This is a genomic window from Halalkalibacterium ligniniphilum (assembly GCF_000334155.1).
Lineage (GTDB): Bacteria > Bacillota > Bacilli > Bacillales > Bacillaceae_D > Halalkalibacterium > Halalkalibacterium ligniniphilum.
In genome coordinates this window covers 1-24,280 of record NZ_ANNK01000035.1, presented here as the reverse complement: position 1 = coordinate 24,280, position 24,280 = coordinate 1, and the positions used below count along the sequence as shown (strand labels likewise).

19 protein-coding genes are annotated in these 24,280 nt (G+C 45.4%); all 19 read right to left on the bottom strand.

Annotated elements, in window-relative coordinates; translation table 11 throughout:
- A partial coding sequence (locus BLT_RS0102765) for a nucleoside recognition domain-containing protein (RefSeq protein WP_017726290.1) occupies positions 1 to 499 on the bottom strand: 499 nt, incomplete at its 3' end.
- 26 nt (positions 500 to 525) lie between these two features.
- The gene (gene lgt / locus BLT_RS0102760; RefSeq protein WP_017726289.1) at positions 526 to 1,398 is read right to left on the bottom strand and encodes a prolipoprotein diacylglyceryl transferase; all 873 of its coding nucleotides are present in this window, start codon (positions 1,396 to 1,398) and stop codon (positions 526 to 528) included.
- A gap of 53 nt (positions 1,399 to 1,451) precedes the next feature.
- Positions 1,452 to 2,384 (bottom strand): HPr(Ser) kinase/phosphatase, encoded by a 933-nt coding sequence (gene hprK / locus BLT_RS0102755; protein ID WP_017726288.1) that lies wholly within the window; start codon positions 2,382 to 2,384, stop codon positions 1,452 to 1,454.
- Between the two features lie 532 nt (positions 2,385 to 2,916).
- Complete coding sequence (locus BLT_RS0102750) at positions 2,917 to 3,276, bottom strand: phage holin family protein (protein WP_026104958.1); 360 nt, start codon at positions 3,274 to 3,276, stop codon at positions 2,917 to 2,919.
- Positions 3,273 to 3,476, bottom strand: a complete 204-nt coding sequence (locus tag BLT_RS0102745; RefSeq protein ID WP_026104957.1) for a PspC domain-containing protein — start codon at positions 3,474 to 3,476, stop codon at positions 3,273 to 3,275. Before BLT_RS0102745 ends, BLT_RS0102750 begins: the two co-directional genes overlap by 4 nt.
- Positions 3,477 to 3,494: 18 nt before the next feature.
- Positions 3,495 to 4,631 carry a DUF4097 family beta strand repeat-containing protein gene (locus tag BLT_RS0102740; protein ID WP_017726285.1) on the bottom strand — a complete coding sequence of 379 codons (1,137 nt, stop codon included), beginning with the start codon at positions 4,629 to 4,631 and terminating at the stop codon, positions 3,495 to 3,497.
- 147 nt (positions 4,632 to 4,778) lie between these two features.
- Positions 4,779 to 7,652 (bottom strand): excinuclease ABC subunit UvrA, encoded by a 2,874-nt coding sequence (uvrA, locus tag BLT_RS0102735; RefSeq protein WP_017726284.1) that lies wholly within the window; start codon positions 7,650 to 7,652, stop codon positions 4,779 to 4,781.
- A 7-nt stretch (positions 7,653 to 7,659) separates the two neighbouring features.
- Positions 7,660 to 9,648, bottom strand: coding sequence for an excinuclease ABC subunit UvrB (gene uvrB, locus BLT_RS0102730; RefSeq protein WP_017726283.1), 1,989 nt, complete (start codon positions 9,646 to 9,648; stop codon positions 7,660 to 7,662).
- Positions 9,649 to 9,974: 326 nt separating this feature from the next.
- On the bottom strand, positions 9,975 to 10,199 hold the full coding sequence (locus BLT_RS0102725; RefSeq protein ID WP_017726282.1) for a DUF2198 family protein: 225 nt from the start codon (positions 10,197 to 10,199) through the stop codon (positions 9,975 to 9,977).
- 43 nt (positions 10,200 to 10,242) lie between these two features.
- Positions 10,243 to 11,433 carry a PDZ domain-containing protein gene (locus BLT_RS0102720; protein ID WP_017726281.1) on the bottom strand — a complete coding sequence of 397 codons (1,191 nt, stop codon included), beginning with the start codon at positions 11,431 to 11,433 and terminating at the stop codon, positions 10,243 to 10,245.
- A 222-nt stretch (positions 11,434 to 11,655) separates the two neighbouring features.
- Positions 11,656 to 13,122, bottom strand: coding sequence for a S41 family peptidase (locus tag BLT_RS0102715; RefSeq protein ID WP_017726280.1), 1,467 nt, complete (start codon positions 13,120 to 13,122; stop codon positions 11,656 to 11,658).
- Positions 13,123 to 13,645: 523 nt separating this feature from the next.
- The gene (locus BLT_RS0102710; RefSeq protein WP_017726279.1) at positions 13,646 to 14,935 is read right to left on the bottom strand and encodes a murein hydrolase activator EnvC family protein; all 1,290 of its coding nucleotides are present in this window, start codon (positions 14,933 to 14,935) and stop codon (positions 13,646 to 13,648) included.
- Positions 14,936 to 14,972: 37 nt separating this feature from the next.
- Positions 14,973 to 15,866 (bottom strand): permease-like cell division protein FtsX, encoded by an 894-nt coding sequence (gene ftsX / locus BLT_RS0102705; protein WP_017726278.1) that lies wholly within the window; start codon positions 15,864 to 15,866, stop codon positions 14,973 to 14,975.
- Entirely contained in the window at positions 15,856 to 16,542 is a 687-nt protein-coding gene (gene ftsE / locus BLT_RS0102700) for a cell division ATP-binding protein FtsE (RefSeq protein ID WP_017726277.1), read from the bottom strand. Before ftsE ends, ftsX begins: the two co-directional genes overlap by 11 nt.
- 769 nt (positions 16,543 to 17,311) lie before the next feature.
- On the bottom strand, positions 17,312 to 17,653 hold the full coding sequence (locus BLT_RS0102695) for a c-type cytochrome (RefSeq protein ID WP_017726276.1): 342 nt from the start codon (positions 17,651 to 17,653) through the stop codon (positions 17,312 to 17,314).
- A 76-nt stretch (positions 17,654 to 17,729) separates the two neighbouring features.
- On the bottom strand, positions 17,730 to 18,602 hold the full coding sequence (locus BLT_RS0102690) for a YitT family protein (RefSeq protein WP_035425391.1): 873 nt from the start codon (positions 18,600 to 18,602) through the stop codon (positions 17,730 to 17,732).
- Positions 18,603 to 19,002: 400 nt separating this feature from the next.
- Positions 19,003 to 20,101 (bottom strand): peptide chain release factor 2 gene (prfB, locus tag BLT_RS0102685; RefSeq protein WP_236611061.1). Its coding sequence is split into 2 segments (ribosomal slippage): positions 19,003 to 20,037 and positions 20,039 to 20,101, totalling 1,098 coding nucleotides; the frame shifts between segments, so codons are not numbered across the junction.
- A 95-nt stretch (positions 20,102 to 20,196) separates the two neighbouring features.
- Positions 20,197 to 22,713, bottom strand: a complete 2,517-nt coding sequence (secA, locus tag BLT_RS0102680) for a preprotein translocase subunit SecA (RefSeq protein ID WP_017726273.1) — start codon at positions 22,711 to 22,713, stop codon at positions 20,197 to 20,199.
- 849 nt (positions 22,714 to 23,562) lie between these two features.
- Positions 23,563 to 24,120 carry a ribosome hibernation-promoting factor, HPF/YfiA family gene (gene hpf / locus BLT_RS0102665; protein ID WP_017726270.1) on the bottom strand — a complete coding sequence of 186 codons (558 nt, stop codon included), beginning with the start codon at positions 24,118 to 24,120 and terminating at the stop codon, positions 23,563 to 23,565.
- Between the last annotated feature and the right edge of the window lie 160 nt (positions 24,121 to 24,280).

The window sequence follows — 24,280 nt, the reverse complement described above, 5'->3', positions numbered from 1 at the left end:
CTCCTGTCCATACAATCGCAGCCCAGCCACTCACTTGTTCCTGCCCTGCACTTGGTACAAGGCCATATTGGGCAATTTCCTGTCCACCAGACCAAAACAGATGAATGAGGAAAGCGGAAAAAAACGCGAGACCTAAGCGCACAGCAAGGACGACGGACATGCGAATTCCGACCTTCGCCGCCACGGCTGATTCTACAAACAGGTTATGGGAGAAGGACAGCATCACCGCTAAAATAAACACTTCCTTAACAGTAAGCTCCAGCGTTAAAATCGCACCAATCCCCGCATACAGGTTCAAAATATTCCCTAACACAAAAGGGATCGCCGCCTCCCCAGGCAAGCCAATCCACCCCATCATTGGAGCTAAAGCCTGTGCAATCCAACCAAGCACAGGCGTGTAGCCAAGAATCGTAACAATCACCGTGATTGGAAAAATAATTTTCCCAAGTGACCACGTTGTTTGCAGACCGACGAGAAATCCTCGTTTAAGCATACCCATCACATTCATCCTCTCCAAGTGTGGGGTTACTTCCTTTTCTTTTTTCCCTTTTGCTTTTGCCCTTTTTTTGCTTGATTTGTGTGGGCAGGCTCATCTAAATAGCGCGTCGTTGCGAGCCCCTTCATTCTCCGGTATACCCATATAAAAATCGCACCAACAATGAGCAGAACCGAGACAATTTGCGCCGTCCGTAACACATCGCCAATTAATAAATAATCGAGACGGATCCCTTCGATGTAAAAACGCCCGATCGAGTACCAAATGACATAGCTTAGGAAAATTTCTCCTTCTCGCAGGTTAACTCGTCGCAAATAGAGAAGCAGGGCAACACCGACCAAGTTCCAAATCGACTCGTATAAGAACGTCGGATGGTAGTATACACCATCGATATACATTTGATTAATAATGAATTCTGGCAAAAACAGTCCTTCTAAAAACTCCCGCGTCACAGGTCCCCCGTATACCTCTTGATTGACGAAATTGCCCCAGCGACCAATCGCCTGACCTAGCAAAATACTCGGAGCCGCAACGTCTGCAAGCCGCCAAAACGAAATCTTCCGTCTTTTCGCGAAAATATAGGCAGTTATGACAGCCCCGATGAGCGCACCGTGAATCGCGATGCCCCCTTCCCAAATGTAAAACACACGAATCGGGTTATCGGCAAATTGCTCCCAGCGAAAGATAACATAGTATAGCCGTGCTGAAAGAATCGAAATAGGGATTGCGAAAAGAAGCAAATCTGCAAAAGTTTCTTTTGGCAGCCCACGTTTCACAGCTTCCCGAGAAGCGAGCAAATAACCTAGAAATACGCCAAGCATAATAATGACACTGTACCAATAAATCGTTAACGGTCCAAACTGTAAAAACACCCGGTCAATGGGTTCAATTAGTTCCTCCATTATTCCACCTCAATTTATAAAAAGATCAACAGCGTTCCTTGAAGATGCTAGGCTTAAAATTCTTGCTCACTTTCATCAATCACATCAGCCAAACGATCGGAAAACTGCTGTGCCGCATTAATACCAAGACGCTTCAAACGGAAGTTCATCGCTGCCACTTCGATAATAACAGCAAGGTTTCGCCCTGGACGAACAGGGACAGTGAGCTTCGGAATATCAGTGTTAATAATTCTCATATACTCTTCATCTAAGCCAAGACGATCATACGCCTTCGTCTGGTCCCAAAGCTCTAAATGGATGCAAAGGGCAATTCGTTTAAACGGTCGAACCGCTCCGGCACCGAATAATGTCATTACATTGATGATGCCGAGTCCACGAATTTCTAGCAAATGCTGAATTAATTCAGGAGAGCGACCAACGAGCGTCTCTTCATGCTCCTGACGAATTTCCACGGAATCGTCCGCTACAAGACGATGGCCCCGTCGCACAAGGTCAAGAGCTGTTTCACTTTTCCCGACACCACTGCTACCCGTAATTAACACACCAATTCCATAAATGTCCACAAGCACTCCGTGAACTGCGGTCATCGGTGCCAGTTGACTTTCAAGATAGTTTGTCAGCATACTACTTAACCGGGTTGTCGTTTGCGTCGACCGAAGCAACGGCACCCCCACCTTTTCAGCCGCTTCAATCAGCTCCTTAGGCGCATCCATATCCCGAGATAAAATAATCCCTGGCGTATCATAGGTACAGAGCTTTTGCATCCGCTCTCGCTTATCGTGATCACTGAGCTGCTTAAAAAAAGAGAGCTCCGTTCGCCCGAGCAGCTGCAGACGTTTTGCAGGATAATATGTAAAGAAACCAGCCATTTCCATCCCAGGACGTGAAATGTCGCTCGTCGTGATCGGACGGTAAATCCCTTCCTCTCCGGCAAGCAATTCAAATTTAAACTTTTCTAGTAAGTCATTCGCTGTTACCTTTGCCATCAAAAACCCTCCATCTTCATCTTACCATACTCTGATTTTAGAACGCTGATTCGACAATGTAAACTTTCACCACCTCTCATTTTAACATAGATACTAACCTAAGCACGGTTCTTCTCGTTTCAAGGAAAAACGACATCTTTTACGGGCTTTCTTGCTTTCTCTTCCTCGATTCGATCACCTTGTCCCTTTAAAGCAGAGCGCTCTTCCCACTAAAATGTCGATTGATTTGCCCAATCATTTCATTCGCTTATCAAATGGCACGGAAGCTTTGTCTCCTCTTTCACAGAATCCTAGCATGGAGTGGCTTACTGTTAAATTGCGCATCCTCCCTCCACTTCTACCATACAGACGTATCTTTTTTCTCAGAAAAGGAACCTGTGTCCGCTTCAAAAACAACAAGCTCTCAATTTCCTGAAAGATTAGAAGAAATGGGATTATTGCTAATCCATAGAAAGTCACGCTACTGATTTTAGCGCCGCTTTCCTAACGCACAAAAAAAGACTAGGGATCATCCCCAGTCTTCTTGCTCCGGCTATTTTTTTCGAATCGGGTCAATGATGAAGGTTTGAATCAGCATGTTCAAGATGGAAATGATGACGGCTGCGAGTATCGCCATACCAAAGCCATCAATGACGAAGGCATCCCCCATGAGCGCCGCTGTTAGCATTAGCGTGATGGCGTTAATGACAAACATGAACAGCCCAAGGGTTATAATGGTCACAGGCAAAGTCAAAATGACAAGAATTGGCTTCACGATAAAGTTAAGCACCGAGAGAATGATGCTTGCGATAAAAGCAGCAACGGCACTGGACAAGTAAAAGCTTTCAAAATAGCCTGCCACAACCATTAGAACAATGGCATTCACGATGATCCCAAGAAGCCAACCCATTATTCCACAACATCCCCTTCATTCGGGATTACGAACGAAAATAGAATATAGCCGATGATAATCGGAAAAAAGGCTGTGAACAATCCAAGGAGAATGACGAATATACGTACAAGCGTCGCATCCATATTAAAGTAATCTGCAAGTCCACCACACACGCCTGCAATTTTTCGATTAGATTCCGAGCGATACAATTTCTTTTTCATGTTCATGCTTCCACCTCTTTAGCTTCGGTCTTTGACACGAATCGAGCCCGTATTCGTTAAAGCGACGATTTTCACACGAGGAGACTGATCTTGGTTGCCAACGAAGCTCATTGTTTTTTGAGCAAAATCCTTTTTCTCTTCTAACACTTCAAACGACGTTAAGTCACACGTATAGCTGCCAACATTTGTCTTTAGCTTTCCTTCCACACGCAAGGATTTTGACACCACTAAATGAATGCTTCCTGTCATTGCTTTAAAATCAGCATAGCCTGACTCGCTCAAGCGATCGATTTCATACGTTATCGATCCGTTGACGGTTTCTGCATCCACATCCTGCACTTGACCTGTAATGGTGATGCTGCCATTTACCGTTTTTGCATCACATATATCCACATCACCTTGCTGGAGCTCAATTTCTCCATTGACGGTTTCCGCAAGAACTTTTTTCGCCTTAATCCCTTCAAAGATGATGCCACCATTCAAGGTGTTTACATCAAGGGTGTCCACATTTAGAGAGTCGCCCTTAAGTGACCCATTAAACGTATAAAGCTTGATGGAATCAAAAGCGGTTCGCGGCACATAAATGGTCGCATCCACCTTGATCGATTTTACCTTCGTCTGGAACAAAACCTTACGTTCATTTACACGGAACAAGGCTTCCTGTAAAAATAGCGAACGGGCCTCGTCCGTATTCTTTACCCGATATACCTTTGCCTTACACTCAATTCTCACATCCGGCTCATCCCAAGGCAGGATGTTCACCGACCCATTTTCCAATGACACATCCATGGATTTTGGCGATAGATCCCGATGCTGAAAGACATGATCAACAACAACATGAGGACCAAAATTGAAGTCGAGATCAAAATCTTTAATTTTTTGGATCGCACTCTCAAAAAATCCGGTTAGCTTTGTCGGATCAAAACCATAGCGATTTCTCTCACGGTCCCGTTCCCGGCTTCGTTTCCGCTCTTTCTCCCCTTCATCCCAGTTCACCTCTGTGGACAAGGAGCGCTCAGTCTCCACCTTATTTCCCTCTGTCGCTTCTTTTGTCGGCTCACTCGGCTTCTCCATTGCACTGAGAAGCTTCACACCTTCTTCTGCCGTAATCTTTCCGTCTTCAATCATCTTTAAAATCATTTTACGCTCTTCCATTATCCCACTCCTCACACGGGTTTTTCAAAGCCTGCTAATAGCCATACGAGGTGCAACGAAAAAAAGTTTCATGGATGCTTCCATTTCATAATTTCATTCGACAAAGCTCGCTGCATTCCTGCCTACTTAAACATTTCCGATGATCGCTTAGCTTTTTTGTAGCTCTTTTTCCCGGAGCCGTTCCTCCATTCGCTTTCGATCCCGCTCCAGAATTGGCTTTAAATAGTGACCAGTATAAGAGCCTTTCACTTCCGCTACATGTTCAGGTGTTCCTTGAGCAACAATTTGCCCGCCCTTGTCTCCCCCTTCAGGACCAAGGTCGATAATATGATCAACGGTCTTTATTACATCTAGGTTATGCTCAATGACTAGTACCGTATCCCCGTTATCGACCAAACGCTGCAAAACGCTTAAGAGACGAGCAATGTCGTGAACATGAAGGCCTGTTGTCGGCTCGTCCAGAATGTAGAGCGTCTTCCCTGTGGGGCGCTTATGAAGCTGGGAGGCAAGCTTCACCCGCTGCGCTTCTCCACCTGATAGGGTGGTTGCTGGCTGACCGAGCTTCATATAACCGAGTCCTACATCCACAAGGGTTTGAATTTTCCGCTTGATTTTTGGGATGTTCGCGAAAAATTCGACCCCTTCCTCCACGGTCATCTCCAGCACATCGGAAATGTTTTTTCCTTTATAGGTGATATCTAAGGTTTCCCGATTATAGCGTTTTCCATGACACACTTCACACGGTACATATACATCTGGGAGAAAATGCATCTCAATTTTGATGATCCCATCGCCTCGACATGCCTCACAGCGCCCGCCTTTCACATTAAAGCTAAAGCGGCCCTTCTTATAGCCCCGAACTTTGGCTTCATTCGTCATGGCAAACACATCACGAATATCATCAAACACACTTGTGTAAGTGGCAGGATTCGAGCGCGGCGTTCGTCCGATCGGGGACTGGTCAATATCAATCACCTTATCAATTTCCTCAATCCCTGTAATCTCCTTATGCTTCCCAGGCTTATCCTTGGCACGGTGAAGCTTTTGTGCCAACGCTTTGTGGACGATTTCATTGATCAACGTACTTTTCCCTGAGCCAGACACACCTGTCACCGCAATAAAAACACCAAGAGGAAACTCCACCGTTACATTTTTTAAGTTGTTTTCTGAAGCGCCTTTGACGGTAAAGGAGCGCCCATCTGACTGACGTCGTTCAGATGGCACTGGAATAAATTTTTTCCCCGATAAGTACTGCCCTGTCAGCGAGTTTTCGTTGGCCATAATTTCTTCTGGTGTCCCTTCAGCGGTAATTGCTCCACCATGAACCCCTGCCCCGGGACCAATATCAATAATATAGTCTGCCGCCATCATCGTATCCTCGTCATGCTCGACGACAATTAAGGTATTGCCAAGATCACGCATATGCACAAGGGTTTCAATCAAGCGGTCATTATCACGCTGATGCAAGCCAATGGACGGCTCGTCTAAAATATAGAGCACCCCCATTAATGAGGACCCAATTTGAGTAGCGAGGCGAATCCGCTGAGCCTCCCCGCCTGATAAGCTTCCTGCCGAACGGCTCAACGTTAAATAATCAAGCCCTACATTGATTAAAAAGCCGAGCCTGTCATTAATTTCTTTCAAGATTAAGCGGGCAATCGCTGCTTCCTTCTCCGTTAAATCGAGGGTTTCAAAGAAACGTTTTGCCTCGGTCACCGATAAGGTCGACACTTCGCCAAGATGGTGGCCGTTAATCAGCACCGCAAGTGCCTCCCGCTTTAAACGATACCCTTTACATGCAGGACAAGGGCGGTGGGCCATATACGCTTCCATTTGCTCACGAATGTAATCAGAGCTCGTTTCATGATAGCGACGGGAGACGTTCGGTATAACCCCTTCAAACAGAATTTCATTTTCCCGCACTTGTCCAAATTCATTTTCATAGCGGAAAAGAATTTTTTCTCGTCCGCTTCCATATAAAATTTTATCTAAAAGATGATCAGGTATGTCCTCCACAGGCACATCAAGATCAATGCTATAATGATCTGCCACCGCTGCCAAAAGCTGCGGGTAATACTGGGAGCTTGTCGGCTCCCACGGGGCAATCGCATACTCCCGTAAGGTCCGGGTTCGGTCAGGAATGACGAGCTCTAAATCCACCTCTAGCTTTGAACCGAGCCCATCACATGACGGACAAGCACCAAACGGACTATTAAACGAAAACATCCGGGGCTCGAGCTCAGGAACTGAAAACCCACAATGCGGGCAAGCGTGATGCTGACTAAAGAGGAGCTCCTCATCGTCAATCACATCAACAACTGTGCGCCCATCCGCAAGGTTTAACGCCGTTTCTAGGGAATCAGCCAAACGGGTTTCAACTCCCTCCTTGATCACTACCCGGTCGATCACCACTTCAATGGTATGTTTTTTATTTTTATCAAGCTCAATCTCCTCAGCCACCTCGCGCATCTCTCCATTCACACGCATACGAACAAAGCCCTGCTTTTTAATGTCTTCCAAAACCTTTGCATGTGTGCCCTTTCGTCCAGAGACAAGGGGGGCAAGAATTTGCATTTTTGTCCGTTCAGGATAAGCCATCAGGCGGTCGACCATCTGTTGAACCGTTTGTGACGAAATCTCGATGCCGTGCTTTGGACAAACAGGGCGGCCAATCCGTGCGTAAAGCAGGCGGAGGTAATCAAAAATTTCTGTCACTGTTCCGACGGTGGAACGGGGATTGCGACTCGTCGTTTTTTGATCAATGGAAATCGCTGGCGATAGGCCTTCAATCGCATCCACATCCGGCTTATCCATCTGCCCAAGAAATTGGCGAGCATAGGCAGACAACGATTCCACATAACGCCTTTGCCCTTCTGCATAGATCGTGTCAAAGGCAAGGGACGATTTACCTGAACCTGACAAGCCCGTTAAAACGACAAGCTTATCCCGTGGGATTGTCACATCGATGTTCTTTAAATTATGAGAGCGTGCACCTTTTACGACTATTTTTTCTAATGCCATCGCCTGTTCACCCTTCCGCTTTCAACTCTAAAATTAAATCACGAAGCTCTGCCGCCCGCTCAAAATTCAGATCCTTAGCTGCTTGCTTCATTTCTGCTTCCATCCGTTCTATCATTGCTTCTCGGTCTTTCTTGCTTAGCTTTTGTTTCGGTACTTCTACAGCGCCGTACGATTCTTCATCATCAGCAACCATCGTCGCTTGAATCACGTCTGGAATTTTCTTTTCGATCGTTTTTGGCGTAATGCCATGCTCTTTATTATAGGCTTCTTGAATGGAGCGACGTCGTTCTGTCTCGCGAATCGCAATCTCCATCGATTTTGTCATTTTATCAGCATACATAATCACCCGACCGTTCGCATTTCGCGCCGCACGCCCAATCGTCTGGATCAGAGAGCGATCAGAACGGAGAAAGCCTTCCTTGTCTGCATCAAGAATCGCCACAAGGGACACCTCAGGAATGTCCAGCCCCTCCCGTAATAAGTTAATCCCCACAAGCACATCAAAGGTTCCTAAGCGTAGCTGACGAATGATTTCAATCCGCTCAAGCGTCTTGATTTCTGAATGCAAGTAGCGAACCCGAATTCCGACCTCCTTTAAGTAGTCGGTTAAATCCTCGGCCATTTTTTTCGTTAGCGTCGTCACAAGGACCCGCTCATTTTTTGCGACCCGATCATTGATTCCACCAATGAGGTCATCAATTTGTCCTTCAATCGGTCGAACGTCAATCAGCGGATCAAGCAGTCCAGTTGGGCGGATGATTTGTTGAACCATTTCCGGTGTATGCTCAAGCTCATATGGCCCAGGTGTTGCTGAGACATAGACGACCTGATTCACCTTCTTCTCAAATTCCTCGAAATGGAGGGGGCGGTTATCAAGAGCTGACGGGAGACGGAAGCCATGGTTAACAAGAATTTCTTTCCTTGCCCGGTCTCCGTTATACATGCCTCGCACCTGTGGTAAGGTGACATGGGATTCGTCAATGATCATGAGAAAGTCCTCTGGGAAGAAGTCGAGCAGCGTATACGGAGTTGCTCCTGGCTCTCGAAATGTTAAATGACGGGAATAGTTTTCAATGCCTGAGCAAAAGCCCATTTCTGCCATCATTTCCAGGTCATAGCGCGTGCGCTGCTCAAGTCGCTGGGCTTCCAATAGCTTCCCTTGCTCGTGCAGCTCCTTCAAACGCTCCTCAAGCTCGATTTCAATGCTCGTGATCGCTTTCTTCAGCTTCTCTTCACGGGTAACGAAGTGAGAAGCTGGGAAGATCGCCACATGATTCCGTTCCCCTTTGATTTCCCCTGTTAAAGCATCCACTTCAGTAATCCGATCGATTTCATCTCCGAAAAACTCAACGCGAATGCATTGCTCATCTCTTGAGGCTGGAAAAATTTCCACAACATCACCTCGAACACGGAACGTCCCCCGGATAAAATTTAGATCATTGCGATCATATTGAATGTCCACAAGGGCACGCAAAAGATCGTTGCGTTCCATCTCCATCCCTGTTCTGAGCGACACAACAAGGTCCCGGTACTCTTCCGGCGAACCTAAACCGTAAATGCAGGAGACACTCGCTACGATAATGACGTCTCTCCGCTCAAACAGCGCACTCGTCGCTGAGTGGCGAAGCTTATCGATCTCATCATTAATGCTTGCATCCTTTTCAATGAACGTGTCTGATTGGGGCACGTACGCTTCTGGTTGGTAGTAATCATAGTAGCTGACAAAATATTCAACCGCGTTATTCGGAAAAAATTCTTTAAACTCACTATATAGCTGCCCTGCTAGTGTTTTATTATGAGCGATCACGAGGGTCGGCTTGTTCACCTCTTTAATAACATTTGACATGGTGAACGTTTTCCCTGTCCCCGTTGCTCCTAATAACGTCTGATGTTTTGTACCCGCTTGAATACCTTGGACAAGCTTGCGAATCGCCTCAGGCTGATCCCCTTGAGGCTCATATTTCGAAACAAGCTCAAACGCACGCTCTTGATCCACAGCGACAACCTCCTCAACACGACAATTTAAGTGTGATCATTATATCATAGAAACCCTTCGATCACACAAATTTTACGAACATGCGTTTTTATTTTAATGGATAAATTAGGAATATACAGCCGTTACTTGTTTCATGTTTACCCTTTCGAGCGTCCTTTAAAAATCAAGTTTCCCCTTTCGCTAGGTTTAGTGTGCATACTCAACAGAAAAAAAAACCAATTGTGGCGGTGTGAGCGGAACTAAGTGCATCATTGGTATCAGCTTAAACCGAAGCTTCGTCCACTTTTTCCGCAGAAAAAAAGAGCCGATCTCTTCGACTCTTTCCTTTACATGCCTGGCTTTTTATTCAATACCCTTCGTGCACCGATCCAACCAATGACAAGGGATAGGATGGCTAGTCCGATCACATACCAAGGCTTCTCATGAAGCTCAAATGCCACAAAGAGAATCATAAATGTGACAATAAGTGCACCTAACAAATGAAATGTCACTCTTGTTACACCAATCATCAGCACAATTGGCAAAGTCAAGGCTAGCAAAACATCGATCATGATTCCTTTTTGTTCTCCTTTTTCCTGCTGCGCAACGAGGAGCCTAAACGACAGAATCCTGCAGCTCGTATTCTTCCTTTACCAATAATACACCAAGCTGATGATGTTCACCATCGTAAAGCGCGCCTTGAACAAACCGAATTTCGCCATGTTCATCGACGACCTCTATTTTACAAAACGCCGAATTGATCTGGAGCGCCTCATAAAACCCCACTTCATTGTTCACAGGCTGCCCGTTCACCTTTAGGATGACTTCTCCAACCTTCAGGCCCATTTTATTTGCGGGACTATCTGGTAAAACGCCGAGGATCATACAGCCTTGACTCCGCTGGGCAAACACAGCAGGGGCTGCTTCATCACGCAGCTTCGCGAGGACCCAAAGCAATTCCCGGCCAAGAATCGCAGCACAAGCAATGACAAGGAATAAAACAGGTACATAAAATGCTGCCGCTGCTAGCACCGCTAATATGAAAGCAAAACCAATCACCCTTCGGCCCATGAGCTTAATTGGGGCTTTTGGTAGCGAAGATTGAATTTGCTGCTGGAAGCCAATTAAAAACGGAACGAGCAGCGGCTGATAGGTCCCTTCTCCCATCGAAAAAACCGGCCAAAATTCAAATGCAGGAATCGCTCCCTCTGGAAGAAAGAGTACAACGGGCAAAATCCAAACCCGCTTCGCTTCATGGACGCCGATCCACTTGCCACGCTTACTCACCATAAGCTTCGGTGAAGTATAGGTTGCACCGTAGCGTTGAATCAAGTCTCCTTCTGCCATTATCAGCAAAATCGTTAGTACAGCCACATGGATAAGTGGCACCGTAGCAGCACTTGCCAATGTATCATCAATCAAAGAAACACCTGTTTGAAAATAAGGTGCAAGCAAAAGTAACAGCAGCGTCAGCCCTCCTGCATAGGCAGGTGAGAGCAAGCGAACCTTTGTCGTGAGTGCAAGCAGAAGATAGCTTAAAGAAAAGACCCCAAGCAGGGACAGTGTCACCGTGATTCCTAAAAGGATCGTCATAACGGAAAGGATGCCACCTGCAAGAAGTGCCGGAAAAAACGGGATTATAAAATCAGCTCTTGCGCCGTACACTCTCGTATAGAAATGCTGGCGTTCCCGCTTCATCCTTCTCCAGCCAGTCAGGCCAATGATCACTAAACCAATATATAGCAACGGATGTATGAAAAAGGCTCCAATTCCGCTTAACATGCTTAACAAGATTTCTCCACCCATGCCCCGATCCTCCTTCCTATCGTTCTTTTCTATCTTACCTTGTTTTCTAGCTCCCGTACATTGCCCAAACGTTTGAAAAAGCAGGAAAATTTCGCGCCCAGCTTTGAAAAGCAGGACAAACGTCACAAGAAAATATTTGACTTCCTCATTCTATATGTAAAAACAGAGAAGCGCGTGACGCACTTCCCTGTTTCGACAATCAGCAATGAATTTCCTGTACCTTTATTGACCCGTCTGTTCCACAACGAGATCCAATGCCGTTTTTAACTGACGGTCATTTTCCTTATCTTGAATTAATTTAACAATGCTCTGCTGCAATGCGGCTGCCGTTTCTTCATTTAATGTACCTGTCGCAGAAAGCTCATTCGCATTTTGGAACGCCGTAACAGCATTTTTCGTTTGTTCACTAAAATAGCCATCCGTCCGCCCTGGTTCAAAACCAAGCCCTTTTAACATCAGCTGCGCATTTTTGATTTGCTCATTAAGCATATCGTATTCAAGGGGCTCCTCAATCGTTAGAGGGGCTGTATAGAAATAATCAGGCTGGAGCACTTCAACAGTCGGCTCTACCCCTTTTTCATTGATGTCATTTCCAGCTGAGGTTAACCAACGGAAGAGGGAAAGCTTAATTTCACTTCCATCTCCTAGCTGAATCGTCTGCTGCACCGTCCCTTTTCCAAAGGTCGTTTCACCGACAACATCATAATTGCCTGCTTCCTTTAATGCGGCTGCTAAGATTTCCGAAGCCGAGGCACTGCCACGATCCGTGATCCCGACAATCGGGTATGGCTTTTTCTCATCAAGGGAGGAGATGTAGCGCATCGTCTCACCTTGACGATCTTCAATCTGCACAATCGGCTCGCCACCTGGAATGATAAGCTTTCCAATCTCTTCAACGGCATTTAAGTAACCACCAGGATTGCCACGAACATCAATCAGCAAGCCATCAATTCCTTGATCTTCCAGCTCATGTAGCCCTTCCTCAAATCGGGCCGCCGTGTCCTCAGAGAAGGAGGTGATTTCAAGTAATCCAATCGTTTTTCCTTGATGCTCTAACGTGTTAACCCTTACTGTTTCAATTGGAATCTCGTCTCGCTCGACCGGAATTGTAATCAATTCCGTGGCACCAGGCCGTTCAATCGTTAGGTTCACAATTGTGCCCTTCTCCCCGCGAATTTTTAATACCGCTTCATAAAGAGAAAGGCCTTCAATGCTTTCATCATCAATTTCAATGATCTTGTCATTTGGCTGGAGCCCTGCTCGTTCAGCTGGCGAGTCACGGAACGGGGCAACAATGGTTACCTTTCCATTTGTCATGCTCACCTCTGCACCGATTCCTTCAAAATGAGAATCTAATGACTGAACAAATTCTGATGCCGTCTCTGGGTCCATATACACGGAGTATGGGTCCTTAAGGGTTTCCAACATCCCTTCTATTGCCCCTTCGACCAGCTTCGATTGATCGACCTCATCCACGTAACGCTCCTGAATGAGCTGGAACGCATTCTCAAACTTTTCGAGCGCTTCTTCGTCGCTCAACGCTACGCCTGTTGCTTCCCCATTTGTGTGTGGTGCTGATGCAGGGGACGCTTCATTTGACGTCAATGCCATGTTTCCATAGATGACCGTTGCCCCTATCAAGATCGCAAACAAAACCACTACGGTTAGGGTTTTCCTCGTCACTTTCACCTGTTCCACCTCTTTCAATAACCTACGCTTTTCCTGCATTCTTACACTTAGTGTACCCTTTCCCTTTCAATCCGTCACCTATCTTACTTATTATATGAGATGGGAGGTTAGGAGAAAAAGGGGCGGAGCTTATTGGATGAGAAAACGATGTATCCTGTCGCTCTCACCGTTCATTGAATCCTCTTTTGCTTTACCTACGAATTGGTTTTCATTCCATATCAGAAAGCGAGCCGAGCATGAACGCTCGAAAGAAAAAGGCACCACATCGTCTGATGCAATGCCCTCCCTTATTTAGTTTATGAATAACTTGTCCAAATTATGTCAAGAAAAATGCAAAGCGCCTGCTTTGCTGTAGCATGTGCTTGAGACTCTGTCTTCGCAGAAGCTGAAGTGACCTCCAGCCACTGATCCTGTTGCTAGACTGCTTTGGCTTTTCGTCTATCCTGTTATATTTCGGTCTTCCCTTTTAACGAAGTCGATACCCTTCTGTGTGAAAAAATCTACTCACTTCACATGGATTCAATTATGGAAGATATTTCATCGGATTCACAGCGTTTGATTTCGCTTGATTCCAGCTACCTTCATGTACTTCGAAGTGAAGATGTGGCCCATATGACCGACCTGTGTTCCCCATGTTCCCAAGAACTTGACCCTTGCTTACACGTTGACCATCGAATACTCGTCGATCCTCAAGGTGAGCATACAGTGTCGTAATTGATTGTCCGTTTAGATTATGGGCAATGAGTACGGTATTTCCATAGCTTTCAGAATAGTAGGAGCGAATCACCGTACCATCGTAAACGGCTACGACTGGTACATCCCCTGTCCGACCATTTTTCCCAATATCAATTCCATAATGCATACGACCACCAAATGTTGCACGAGGACCCCAATGAGAGGTTATCGTACCTGTGGCTGGCATCATAAATCCAGAATTGCTAACAGCAGGTGCGCTATGGGATGGTCCCGTACTGCGAGACGTTTGTGCCTGTGCTGCCTGACGCTGACGCTCTGCCTCCTCCCGCTCTGCTGCCTGACGTTGGCGCTCCTTGTATGCTTCTAGCTCTTGCTTAAGTGCAGCTTCCTGTTGACGAAGAATACGATCCGCATCCTCTAACTCGCCTAAGTCCGCATGAAGCTCGTTTTCACGCTCCTGCAGTCGGGCCATCAATCGATCCTTTTCCTTGCGCTGCTCTTCAAGCTGAGCCATGAGCTCTTCTAGTTCAACAAGATGACCTTCGAGCTTCTGGAGTTCTTCTTCAACGAGTGTTTTTGTCTCTTCAAGCTGACGCTGATCTTGAATATGTGCATCAAGAATGTTTCGGTCCTGCTGAGCAATGACCGATAACGCACTCACTCGGTCAAGAAAATCACCAAAGCTTTTCGCCCCTAAGATCACTTCTAAATAGTTAACAGAACCACCATTTTGATACATGGAACGAGCGCGCTCCTTTAAAAGCTCATCTCTTTCGGCAATCCGTTCTTCAAGAATCACAATTTCTTCTTTTAATTGCTCGATATGGTTCTGGACTTCTTCAATTTCCGCACGCTTGTTTCGTACCTTTTGGCTCGTCTCTGCCACTTCATGGTCAATTTTTTCAATTTCAGAGCCAATGTCATCCATTTCTTGTTCGACCTTATGTATCTCTTCTTCCTTTTGCTTCGCTTCACTTTGCTTTTCTTGACGCTCACGCTGAACGTCAGAAATCTGGTTTTCAAGCGATGGGTTTGCAAATGCTAGATTTGCTTCAGACAAGAGTGTACTTGCAGCTACGAGTGTTGCTACAGCTAATAATCCAACTTTTCGCCTCATATGCAGCCTTTCCTCCTCATTTCTTAAAACATTCTATCTACACTTTTAAAAATTTACGAACGGACATCATACTTCCCCAAATTCCGATAAAGGCACCCATTCCTACTAACACACCTGCCACCTGCCAGAGGTATGGCGATACAGGTACAAGCGAAAACATAAAAAGCTCGACACGGGCAGCAAAATTGTTATAGAGGTAGGAATATCCAAAGCCAATCAGAGCAATAGGAACGAGGGAGCCAATGACCCCTAGCAGCATTCCTTCCACAAAAAATGGCCAGCGAATGAAGCCATTTGTGGCACCTACTAGTTTCATAATCTGAATCTCTCGTTTTCTAGCAACAATTGTTAATTTAATCGTATTTGCGATTAAAAACATCGCCGTAAACATCATCCCAATGACAAGAACAACACCGACCGTACGAACAAATTCCGTGACTGTAAAGAGGCGTTCCACAACCTCTTGTCCATAATTGACGCGCTCAACATAAGTTAAATTCTCAATTTGAGCAGCAATTTGTGCCGTAATTTGCGGAGTTTCAGCCCGAACAATGAAGGAATCGTTCAACGGGTTTTCATCCCGTAGCGGCTCAAAAACCGCTCCTTGCTCATCAAGGCTATCAATCAATTGTTCTAGTCCTTCGGCGCGGCTTAAAAACGTAACACTTTCTACATGAGGAATCGCCCTGATCTCCGCTTCAAGGGCCTCCTGCTGTTCTTCTGTTGCTGTTAATTCAATATAGACACGCATCTCCACATCGTCTTCAATGGAAGAGGCGATTTGATTCATGTTTAAAATAAGGAGTAAAAACACACCGACAACAAAAAGCATGACAGCAACTGCACTGATCGATGCAAAGGTCATCCAGCCGTTTCTGCCAAGGTTTTTCGCCCCTTCTCGTAAATGGCGAGTCAGGGTTTTAAACTTCATACCCGTAGTTCCCCCTTATTTCGTCGCGAACAACTCGTCCACCATCAATCGCTATGACACGCTTTTTAATCGTGTTTACAATATCTTTATTGTGGGTAGCCATAATAATCGTTGTTCCTCGATGATTGATTTTTTCTAAGATGTCCATGATTTCCCAAGCAGTGTCGGGGTCAAGATTTCCAGTCGGTTCATCAGCAATCAACACTTCAGGTTCGTTGACAATCGCACGGGCAATCGCCACCCGTTGCTGCTCACCGCCTGATAACTCACTAGGAATAAATCGTGCTTTATTTTTTAGGTGAACAATATCAAGGACTTGCATCACCTTTTTCTTAATCACTTCTGGCTTCTCTTCAATCACTTCAAGGGCAAAAGCGACATTTTCAAAAACGGAAAGCGTAGGCAAAAGTTTGAAGTCTTGAAACACGACACCAATGCGCCGGCGCAGGTATGGAATTTGTCGTTCCTTCAGCTGGGTAAGATTTGTGCCGTTAATATGTATTTCGCCTTTTGTTGGCTTTTCCTCGCGATAGATCATTTTAATAAACGTCGATTTTCCTGCACCACTCGGACCGACGACGTAGACAAACTCACCTTTTCGAATTGAAATGTCAATCCCGTTTATCGCTTTTACTCCATTTGGATATGATTTCCAAACGTCTTTCATATCGATCAAATGAAATCACTTCCTTGTATTCTACCGTAAAGCTTTTTAAGATCCTCCAAAAAACTGACCACTGTGAGCCTCATCCGCATCACGACAAGCCTTGTCGAATGTCTTGTTGAAATAGTATGGTTTCTATCAGCTTCTGTCGGTTTGTCTCACCATCCCATTATAGCATCATCCGAAAAGCTGTGAACCGATATTTTTATTACATTTTCATTTCAGCCGTTGTAATCTTTTCTTAACGTGGTATTCTTTGGTAGTTTAAGTCGCCATGTTCCCTCTATTTACATCACATGGAGACATTCGATACGTTCATTCTGTGTCATAACAAAATTACTGCACACAAGGCGTAAGGAGTTTTGGAATTTGACGCATAAAAAGGGCTGGGGCATAACGAACGTGTATGCTTGAAAATGCGAACAATGCACAACCTCAGCGGAGGAAATAGACGTAGACTCCTGCGGGATCAAGGCAAGGGTGAGACCCCACACGTAAGCACGAGGAGGCTCACCAGCCGCCTGCGGAAAGCGAAGGATATTTGCGAAGCGATTGCTATGCAGAACGATCATGACGTTCGGTAAGCTTCGTCTCTTTCCACCTTAACTCTCACAAACGCTACACTCTTACATTAGGAACAGAATGAGCCCCTATAGTCAGTCTAGCCCCACTTAATCAAGACGTAGCAAGCGCTCGCTTCGTTGATTCCCCCATGTAAGCCCCCGCCCTTTCATACGAGAAAACCCCCACTCATTGAGGAGTAGGGGCATGGATATACATCTTATTGTTCGGCAATCCATTTTGCTAAGTTTTCAGCTTCTTCATCTGGAACATTTTGCGGAGGCATAGAGCCTTTACCATTGTGAATCACATCGATAATGTGCTCAACCGAATAGTCGCTACCTGCAAGTGCAGGACCGCCGCCACCTTCAAGGTTACCACCATGACAACTGATACAACTTGCTTCATAGGTTTCACGTGCTAGTGTTGCGTCAAAATCACCTGCTGTTTCTTCTGCAGGGGCTTCTTCAGCTGGCGCTTCGTCCGTAGGGGCTTCGTCGCCACCGCCACCACAGGCACCAAGAACTAACACAGCGCCAATTGCGAATAAGAACTTCTTCATGGCTGTCTTCCTCCTAAATTTGAAAATTTTTGCAAGCAATCCACTTACAGCATCATTATAGCTCATTTTCCCACGTCTACGTACGTGAAAATCCTTCTCCGAGCACCTCTGTCGCACTCGTAACAACGACAAATGCGTGTGGATCAATGGATCGGACAACTTGTTTCAATTTTGTGACCTCATGCTGGTTCACGACACACATGAGAACGGGCCGTTCTTGATTAGTGTACCCGCCGTAGCCGTGTAGTTTGGTCACCCCCCGATCCACATCTCGAAGAATGCCTAAACGCACTTCTTCTTGATGATTGGATATAATAAGAGCTACCTTTGCATATCCTACCCCAATTTGCACCAAATCAATCGTCTTTCCTGTCACAAATAATGCAATTAACGCATAAAGGGCAAATTCAATCCCAAACACAAATGCGGAGGTGATAACAATTAGGCCATCCATCAGCAACACACAGGTTCCAACCGAAAGCCCTGTAAACTTTTGAATAATTTGTGCCGCAAGATCGGTTCCCCCTGTGCTCGCATTGGCACGAAAGACGGTTCCAAGCCCGAATCCAACCCCAATTCCCCCAAAAATCGCTGCAAGGAGCGGATCATTTGTCGCAGGCTGAAGCCCACTTGTCAAGAGAACAACAAAGGGGAGAAACAGCGTTCCAACCAACGTTTTTATACCGTATCGCAATCCACCTAATAATAAAATACCAAGAAAAAAGAGAGGAATGTTAAAGGCCCATTGCACGAAAGCAGGCTCGGCGCCGAAAGCATATTTCAAAATGGTACTAATTCCACTTACTCCACCTGATGCCACTTGATTAGGCAATAAAAAAAGGTTGAAGGCAAGAGCCACGATCGCTGACCCCACTAAAATATACCCATAATCAATCAAAAACTGGAGGGCAGGGTGGCGTATCTCCTTTCTCCTTCTTCGTTTTTTCATGAAACATCACGCTCACTTTACTCGTAGTGTATCCCGCCTGAGCAGGAAATACGAAATCATTCTATGTATACGAATCATAAGCCCTGCATGAGTATAGCACCGGTTATATTTCTTGTAAACGCGACTCCGTTAACGTGTTACCGCGGGTCAGAAGGCTAGCAGAGAAGTAAACCTTGCCTAAACAAAATAACATGAGCGTTCCGAGCGTAAGTGTAAGCTTGCCATCGCTTTTGCCCTGTAGCTCCGTCCCTTTTCCCGATTAAAAACCTTGGCTTTTCACTACGCCCTTGTAGTTTAATCATAAAAATTGATTAAAAAAGCTTCATTATTCTTCTGTGTTAAAAAATGTATTTCTTAATGTAAAAAAAGACCTGACCCTCTCGGATCAGATCGTCGTTTCTTATACCTTTGCACGGAGAAATGCATCAATAAACGGATCAATCTCCCCATCCATGACCGCATTCGTATTGCCGCTTTCTGTGTTTGTGCGATGATCCTTCACAAGGGAATACGGGTGAAAAACATAGGAGCGGATTTGACTTCCCCAGCCAATTTCCTTTTGCTCACCACGGATTTCAGCAAGCTCTTTTTGTTGTTCTTCAATGCGTAATTGATAGAGCTTTGCCTTCATCATTTTCATCGCTTGCTCACGGTTTTTAATTTGCGAGCGTTCACTTTGGCACGTCACGACTGTATTTGTTGGCAAGTGGGTAATCCGCACAGCGGAGTCCGTCGTATTAATATGCTGACCACCTGCACCACTTGCACGGTACGTATCAATTTTCAGCTCTTCAGGTGACAAATCAATTTCCACAGCATCATCAAGCTCTGGCATCACTTCACATGATACGAACGACGTGTGCCGACGACCCGATGAATCAAACGGTGAAATCCGGACGAGACGGTGAACCCCTTTTTCTGCTTTCAAATAGCCGTAAGCATTGTGTCCTTTTATTAGCAGCGTTACACTTTTGACCCCAGCTTCATCACCAGGCAAATAATCCAACGTCTCGACCTTGTAGCCTTTACGCTCTGCCCAGCGAGTGTACATGCGCAAAAGCATGGATGCCCAGTCCTGTGATTCCGTTCCACCTGCTCCAGGATGCAGCTCAAGAATCGCGTTGTTTTTATCATATGGCTCATTTAAAAGCAGCTGAAGCTCATACTCATTTAAATCTTTTACGAGCTTTTTCACCCCGTCTTCAAGCTCCGCTTGAAGCTCTGCGTCTCCCTCTTCCTTCACTAGCTCATACGACACTTCAAGGTTCTCATACTCCTCTTCCAAGGCAAGGAACGTATTAACGAGCTCCTTCAGTCCATTCGACTCGTTAATCACCGTTTGGGCAGATGCTTGATCATCCCAAAAATTCGGGTCGGTCATTTTTTCATCGAGCTCTGCCATTCGTTCTTGCTTCGCATCGAGGTCAAAGAGACCCCCTAAAATCAGTTAATCGCTTTGCTATACCTGCTAACTCTTGCTTTACTTCGACTAAATCCATATCCGTGTCCACCTCATCGATTTTATTCAGCTATTTTCTTTTTTAAGAGGGGCTGCCGAGTCTACGACAAGCCACTCTTCAAGCGTTTCTCTATTTTATGCACCATGACAATGCTTATATTTTTTTCCGCTTCCGCATGGGCAAGGCTCATTACGTCCAACGGTTTCCCCTTTACGGATCGGTTTTTTCTTCGCCTTCGCTTCACCGTTTGTTACGCTTTGATGAACCGCAGTACCCTCTGCGACTTTCTCACGCTCAAGGTTTTGCTGCACCTGCGCCTTCATAATGTACATCGCCACTTCCTCCTCAATAGAGGCAATCATTGCTTCAAACATTTCAAAGCCTTCGAAACGGTATTCACGAAGAGGATCATTTTGACCATACGCACGTAAATGAATCCCTTGGCGAAGCTGATCCATTTGATCGATATGGTTCATCCATTTACGGTCAACGGTACGGAGCATAATCACCTTTTCAAACTCACGCATATGCTCAGGGGTGAATTGCTCTTCTTTTTCGTTATAGCGCTCAATCACTTTGTCGTAAATGAGCTCGATCATTTCCTCAGGATCTTTCCCCCAAATATCCTTTTCCGTTAAATCATCTTCATTAAGGAGCTGTGCTTTCATGTAATTCACGATCGCGCTAAGATCCCAATCCTCAGGCACTTCGCTTTCAGGTGTATGAAGCTTTACTGTCCGCTCAATGACTGACTTGATCATCCCTTCAACAATCTCACGAAGGTTCTCTGATTCAAGCACTTCCATCCGCTGCTTGTAGATGATTTCACGCTGCTCACGCATAACGTCATCATATTGGAGAATTTGTTTACGTGCATCGAAGTTATTCCCTTCTACACGCTTTTGAGCCGTTTCCACTGCACGGGAGACGAGCTTGCTTTCAATCGGTTCATTTTCATCCATGCCAAGCTTATCCATCATGTTTCGCATGCTGTCAGAGCCAAAACGACGCATAAGCTCATCTTCCATTGATAGATAAAATTGCGATGCACCTGGGTCCCCTTGACGACCGGAACGACCACGAAGCTGGTTATCAATCCGACGACTCTCATGTCGCTCTGTACCGAGAACAAATAAGCCGCCAAGCTCCTTCACACCTTCGCCAAGCTTAATGTCCGTTCCACGTCCAGCCATGTTAGTGGCAATCGTAACCGCACCCTTTTGGCCAGCATTTTCGATAATTTCAGCTTCCCGCTCATGGTTTTTCGCATTTAAGACATGATGCGGAACCTTACGCTTTTTCAGCATTTCCGAGACAAGCTCAGACGTCTCTACGCTCACTGTACCGACGAGCACAGGCTGTCCTTTTTTATGAAGCCTTTCAATTTCATCGATCACCGCATTAAATTTCGCCTTCATCGTTTTAAAAATAAGGTCAGGATGGTCCTCACGAGCAATTGGACGATTGGTTGGGATAACCATTACATCCATTCCATAAATGTTTCGGAATTCTTCTTCCTCTGTTTTCGCTGTCCCCGTCATCCCGGCAAGCTTTTGATACATACGGAAGTAGTTTTGGAACGTAATCGATGCGAGGGTCATGCTTTCACGCTGAATTTGCAAGCCTTCCTTCGCTTCAATCGCCTGGTGGAGGCCGTCACTATAGCGACGACCCTTCATTAAGCGACCTGTAAAGGAGTCAACAATGACAATTTCCCCGTCCTCAACGACGTAATCGGCATCGCGATGCATGACGACATGGGCTTTTAACGCTTGATGAATATGATGGTTTAGTAAAACATGCTTTTGATCGTAGAGGTTATCAATGTTAAAGGACCGCTCAGCCTTGTTAACCCCCTCCTCGGTCAGCTGCACTGACTTTGTTTTTTCATCATACGTGTAATCCTCTTCCTTTTTCAAAATACGCACGAAGGAGTTCGCTTGTGAATACAATTGGGTCGTCCGCTCAACAGAACCAGAAATAATTAACGGTGTCCGTGCTTCATCAATTAAAATCGAGTCTACTTCATCGATAAGGGCGAAATAAAGGGGACGCTGCACCATTTGTTCTTTGTACAGCACCATATTGTCGCGCAAATAGTCAAAGCCAAACTCATTGTTTGTCCCGTACGTAATGTCAGCGTTGTACGCCTCCTGCTTCTCCTGCTTCGACAGCCCTGCTTGATTCAAACCAACCGTTAAGCCGAGAAAACGATAAAGCTCACCCATCATTTCACAGTCACGGCGCGCCAAATAGTCATTGACGGTCACCACATGAACACCCTTACCGCTAATTGCATTCAAGTAGACAGGCATTGTCCCAACGAGGGTTTTCCCTTCCCCTGTTTTCATCTCAGCAATATTTCCTTGATGGAGAGCAATGGCACCGAGAATCTGCACGGGGTATGGGGTCATTTTTAACACACGGGTCGATGCTTCACGAACAACGGCATAGGCCTCAACTAATAAATCATCGAGCGACTCACCCTGCTGGTAGCGTTGTTTAAACTCTTCGGTTTTGCTCTGCAAGTCATGATCGGACAGCTTTTTCATCTCGTCCTGTAGCGCTTCAATTTTGTCGGCAATCTTTTGATTTTTTTTAAGCTGACGCTGACTTGGATCTCCTACTACTTTTTTTAATAATCCTAGCATTCAACTCGTCCTCTCTTTTTTGGAAAAGGGGCGGAGCTTCTGTTCATGGAGCATAAGCAATGATGCTCTTCCGCTCACACCGCCTTTATTAAGTGTTGTTCTGACTTCCCTTTCATTCCTACTTCCTTCCCTCTTGAAAGAAGCCTCCGCTTTTGCTTGCTTCGCTGGAAAAGGGGCGGAGCTTCAGGGTGAATAAGCAAGATCACCCTCTCGCTCATACTGCTTTTGCTTTTATAAACATTCGTACTTGTTTTCTTTCTCATGAGAAAGAAGCACCCACTACTAGGTCTTTTCGTCTTTTCCTAAAAAGGTTGATGAACGAAAAAACATTTTCACACATACGTTTAATTTTATCAAGATCAACGGGGACTTACAAGGTAGGGCTTTTTGGAAGATGGTAGATGTCCTTGAACACCATTCTCCGCTTCCTTCAATTTATCGGAGGTCTAGTCACCCACAGGCTCTAAGTTTTTCTCTCACACTACCGTTCCTTTGCTTCATCAGCATAAAGCATTCACACTCCTTGATGAACACACTGCAAATAAGAAGGATCACAGCCGCAAGCTATGGGTCATCCTTTACTTCTTGCTCTGGCATGCCATTTATGTAGAAAAAGCAAGCAAAGACAGTGAACTGTCTGTGAAAGCAGAAAGACTCGTAAATGAAGTGGGAAGAGAGAATAAGTGGATATGGGGGTTAAGAGGGATTGAGAAAGTTGGACGGACTCGATGATGGAAAACGAAAAAAGGCTGGTCTTATAAGAGAATTCAAAAGGAAAAGCCACAGGGTACTGAATGTCTGTGGCTTTTTGTTCCTTTATAACGACGCTTGGGATCAGCGCTTTTTTGCTTATTCTGGCTCAATTAAGCCGTAGCGCCCATCCTTACGGCGGTAGACGACGTTTGTGTCGCCACTGACCGCATTGGAGAAGACGAAGAAGTTATGACCAAGCATATCCATTTGCAAAATCGCCTCTTCGGCATCCATTGGCTTTAGATTAAAACGCTTTGTTCGTACGACTTCAAGCTCATCCTCATCCTCAATGGCAACGCGAGAATCTTCAAGTGGTTCTAACTCATTTTTAAACATATATTTCAAACTGCCTTCTTGGCGAAACTTACGATTTACTTTTGTTTTATGCTTACGAATTTGACGTTCAAGCTTTTCAATGACGATATCTATTGCGGCATACATGTCCGTATGAACCTCTTCACCTCGAAGCAGTAGCTGAGGCATTGGAATGGTTACTTCAATAATATGTTGATTGTTCAGAACTTGCATTCTGACATTTACATCAGCGACAGGCGTGGTATCAAAATACCGTTCAAGCTTGCCTACCTTTTTTTCAACATAGTCTCGTAAAGCTGGAGTTACTTCCATATTTTCACCACGAATGTTGTAGTTCATAAAGAACTCCTCCCTTCCTATGTAGTATTATTCTATATACCCATCGCACATTCCTTTTTAAACATCTAAAAAAAAGAAAAAACTTCGTAGATTTTTGTCGAAAGCAGGGTCAGAGCAGATTGGCTACGGGCACCTGGGGTCAGGGCACTTCTGCTCCGAG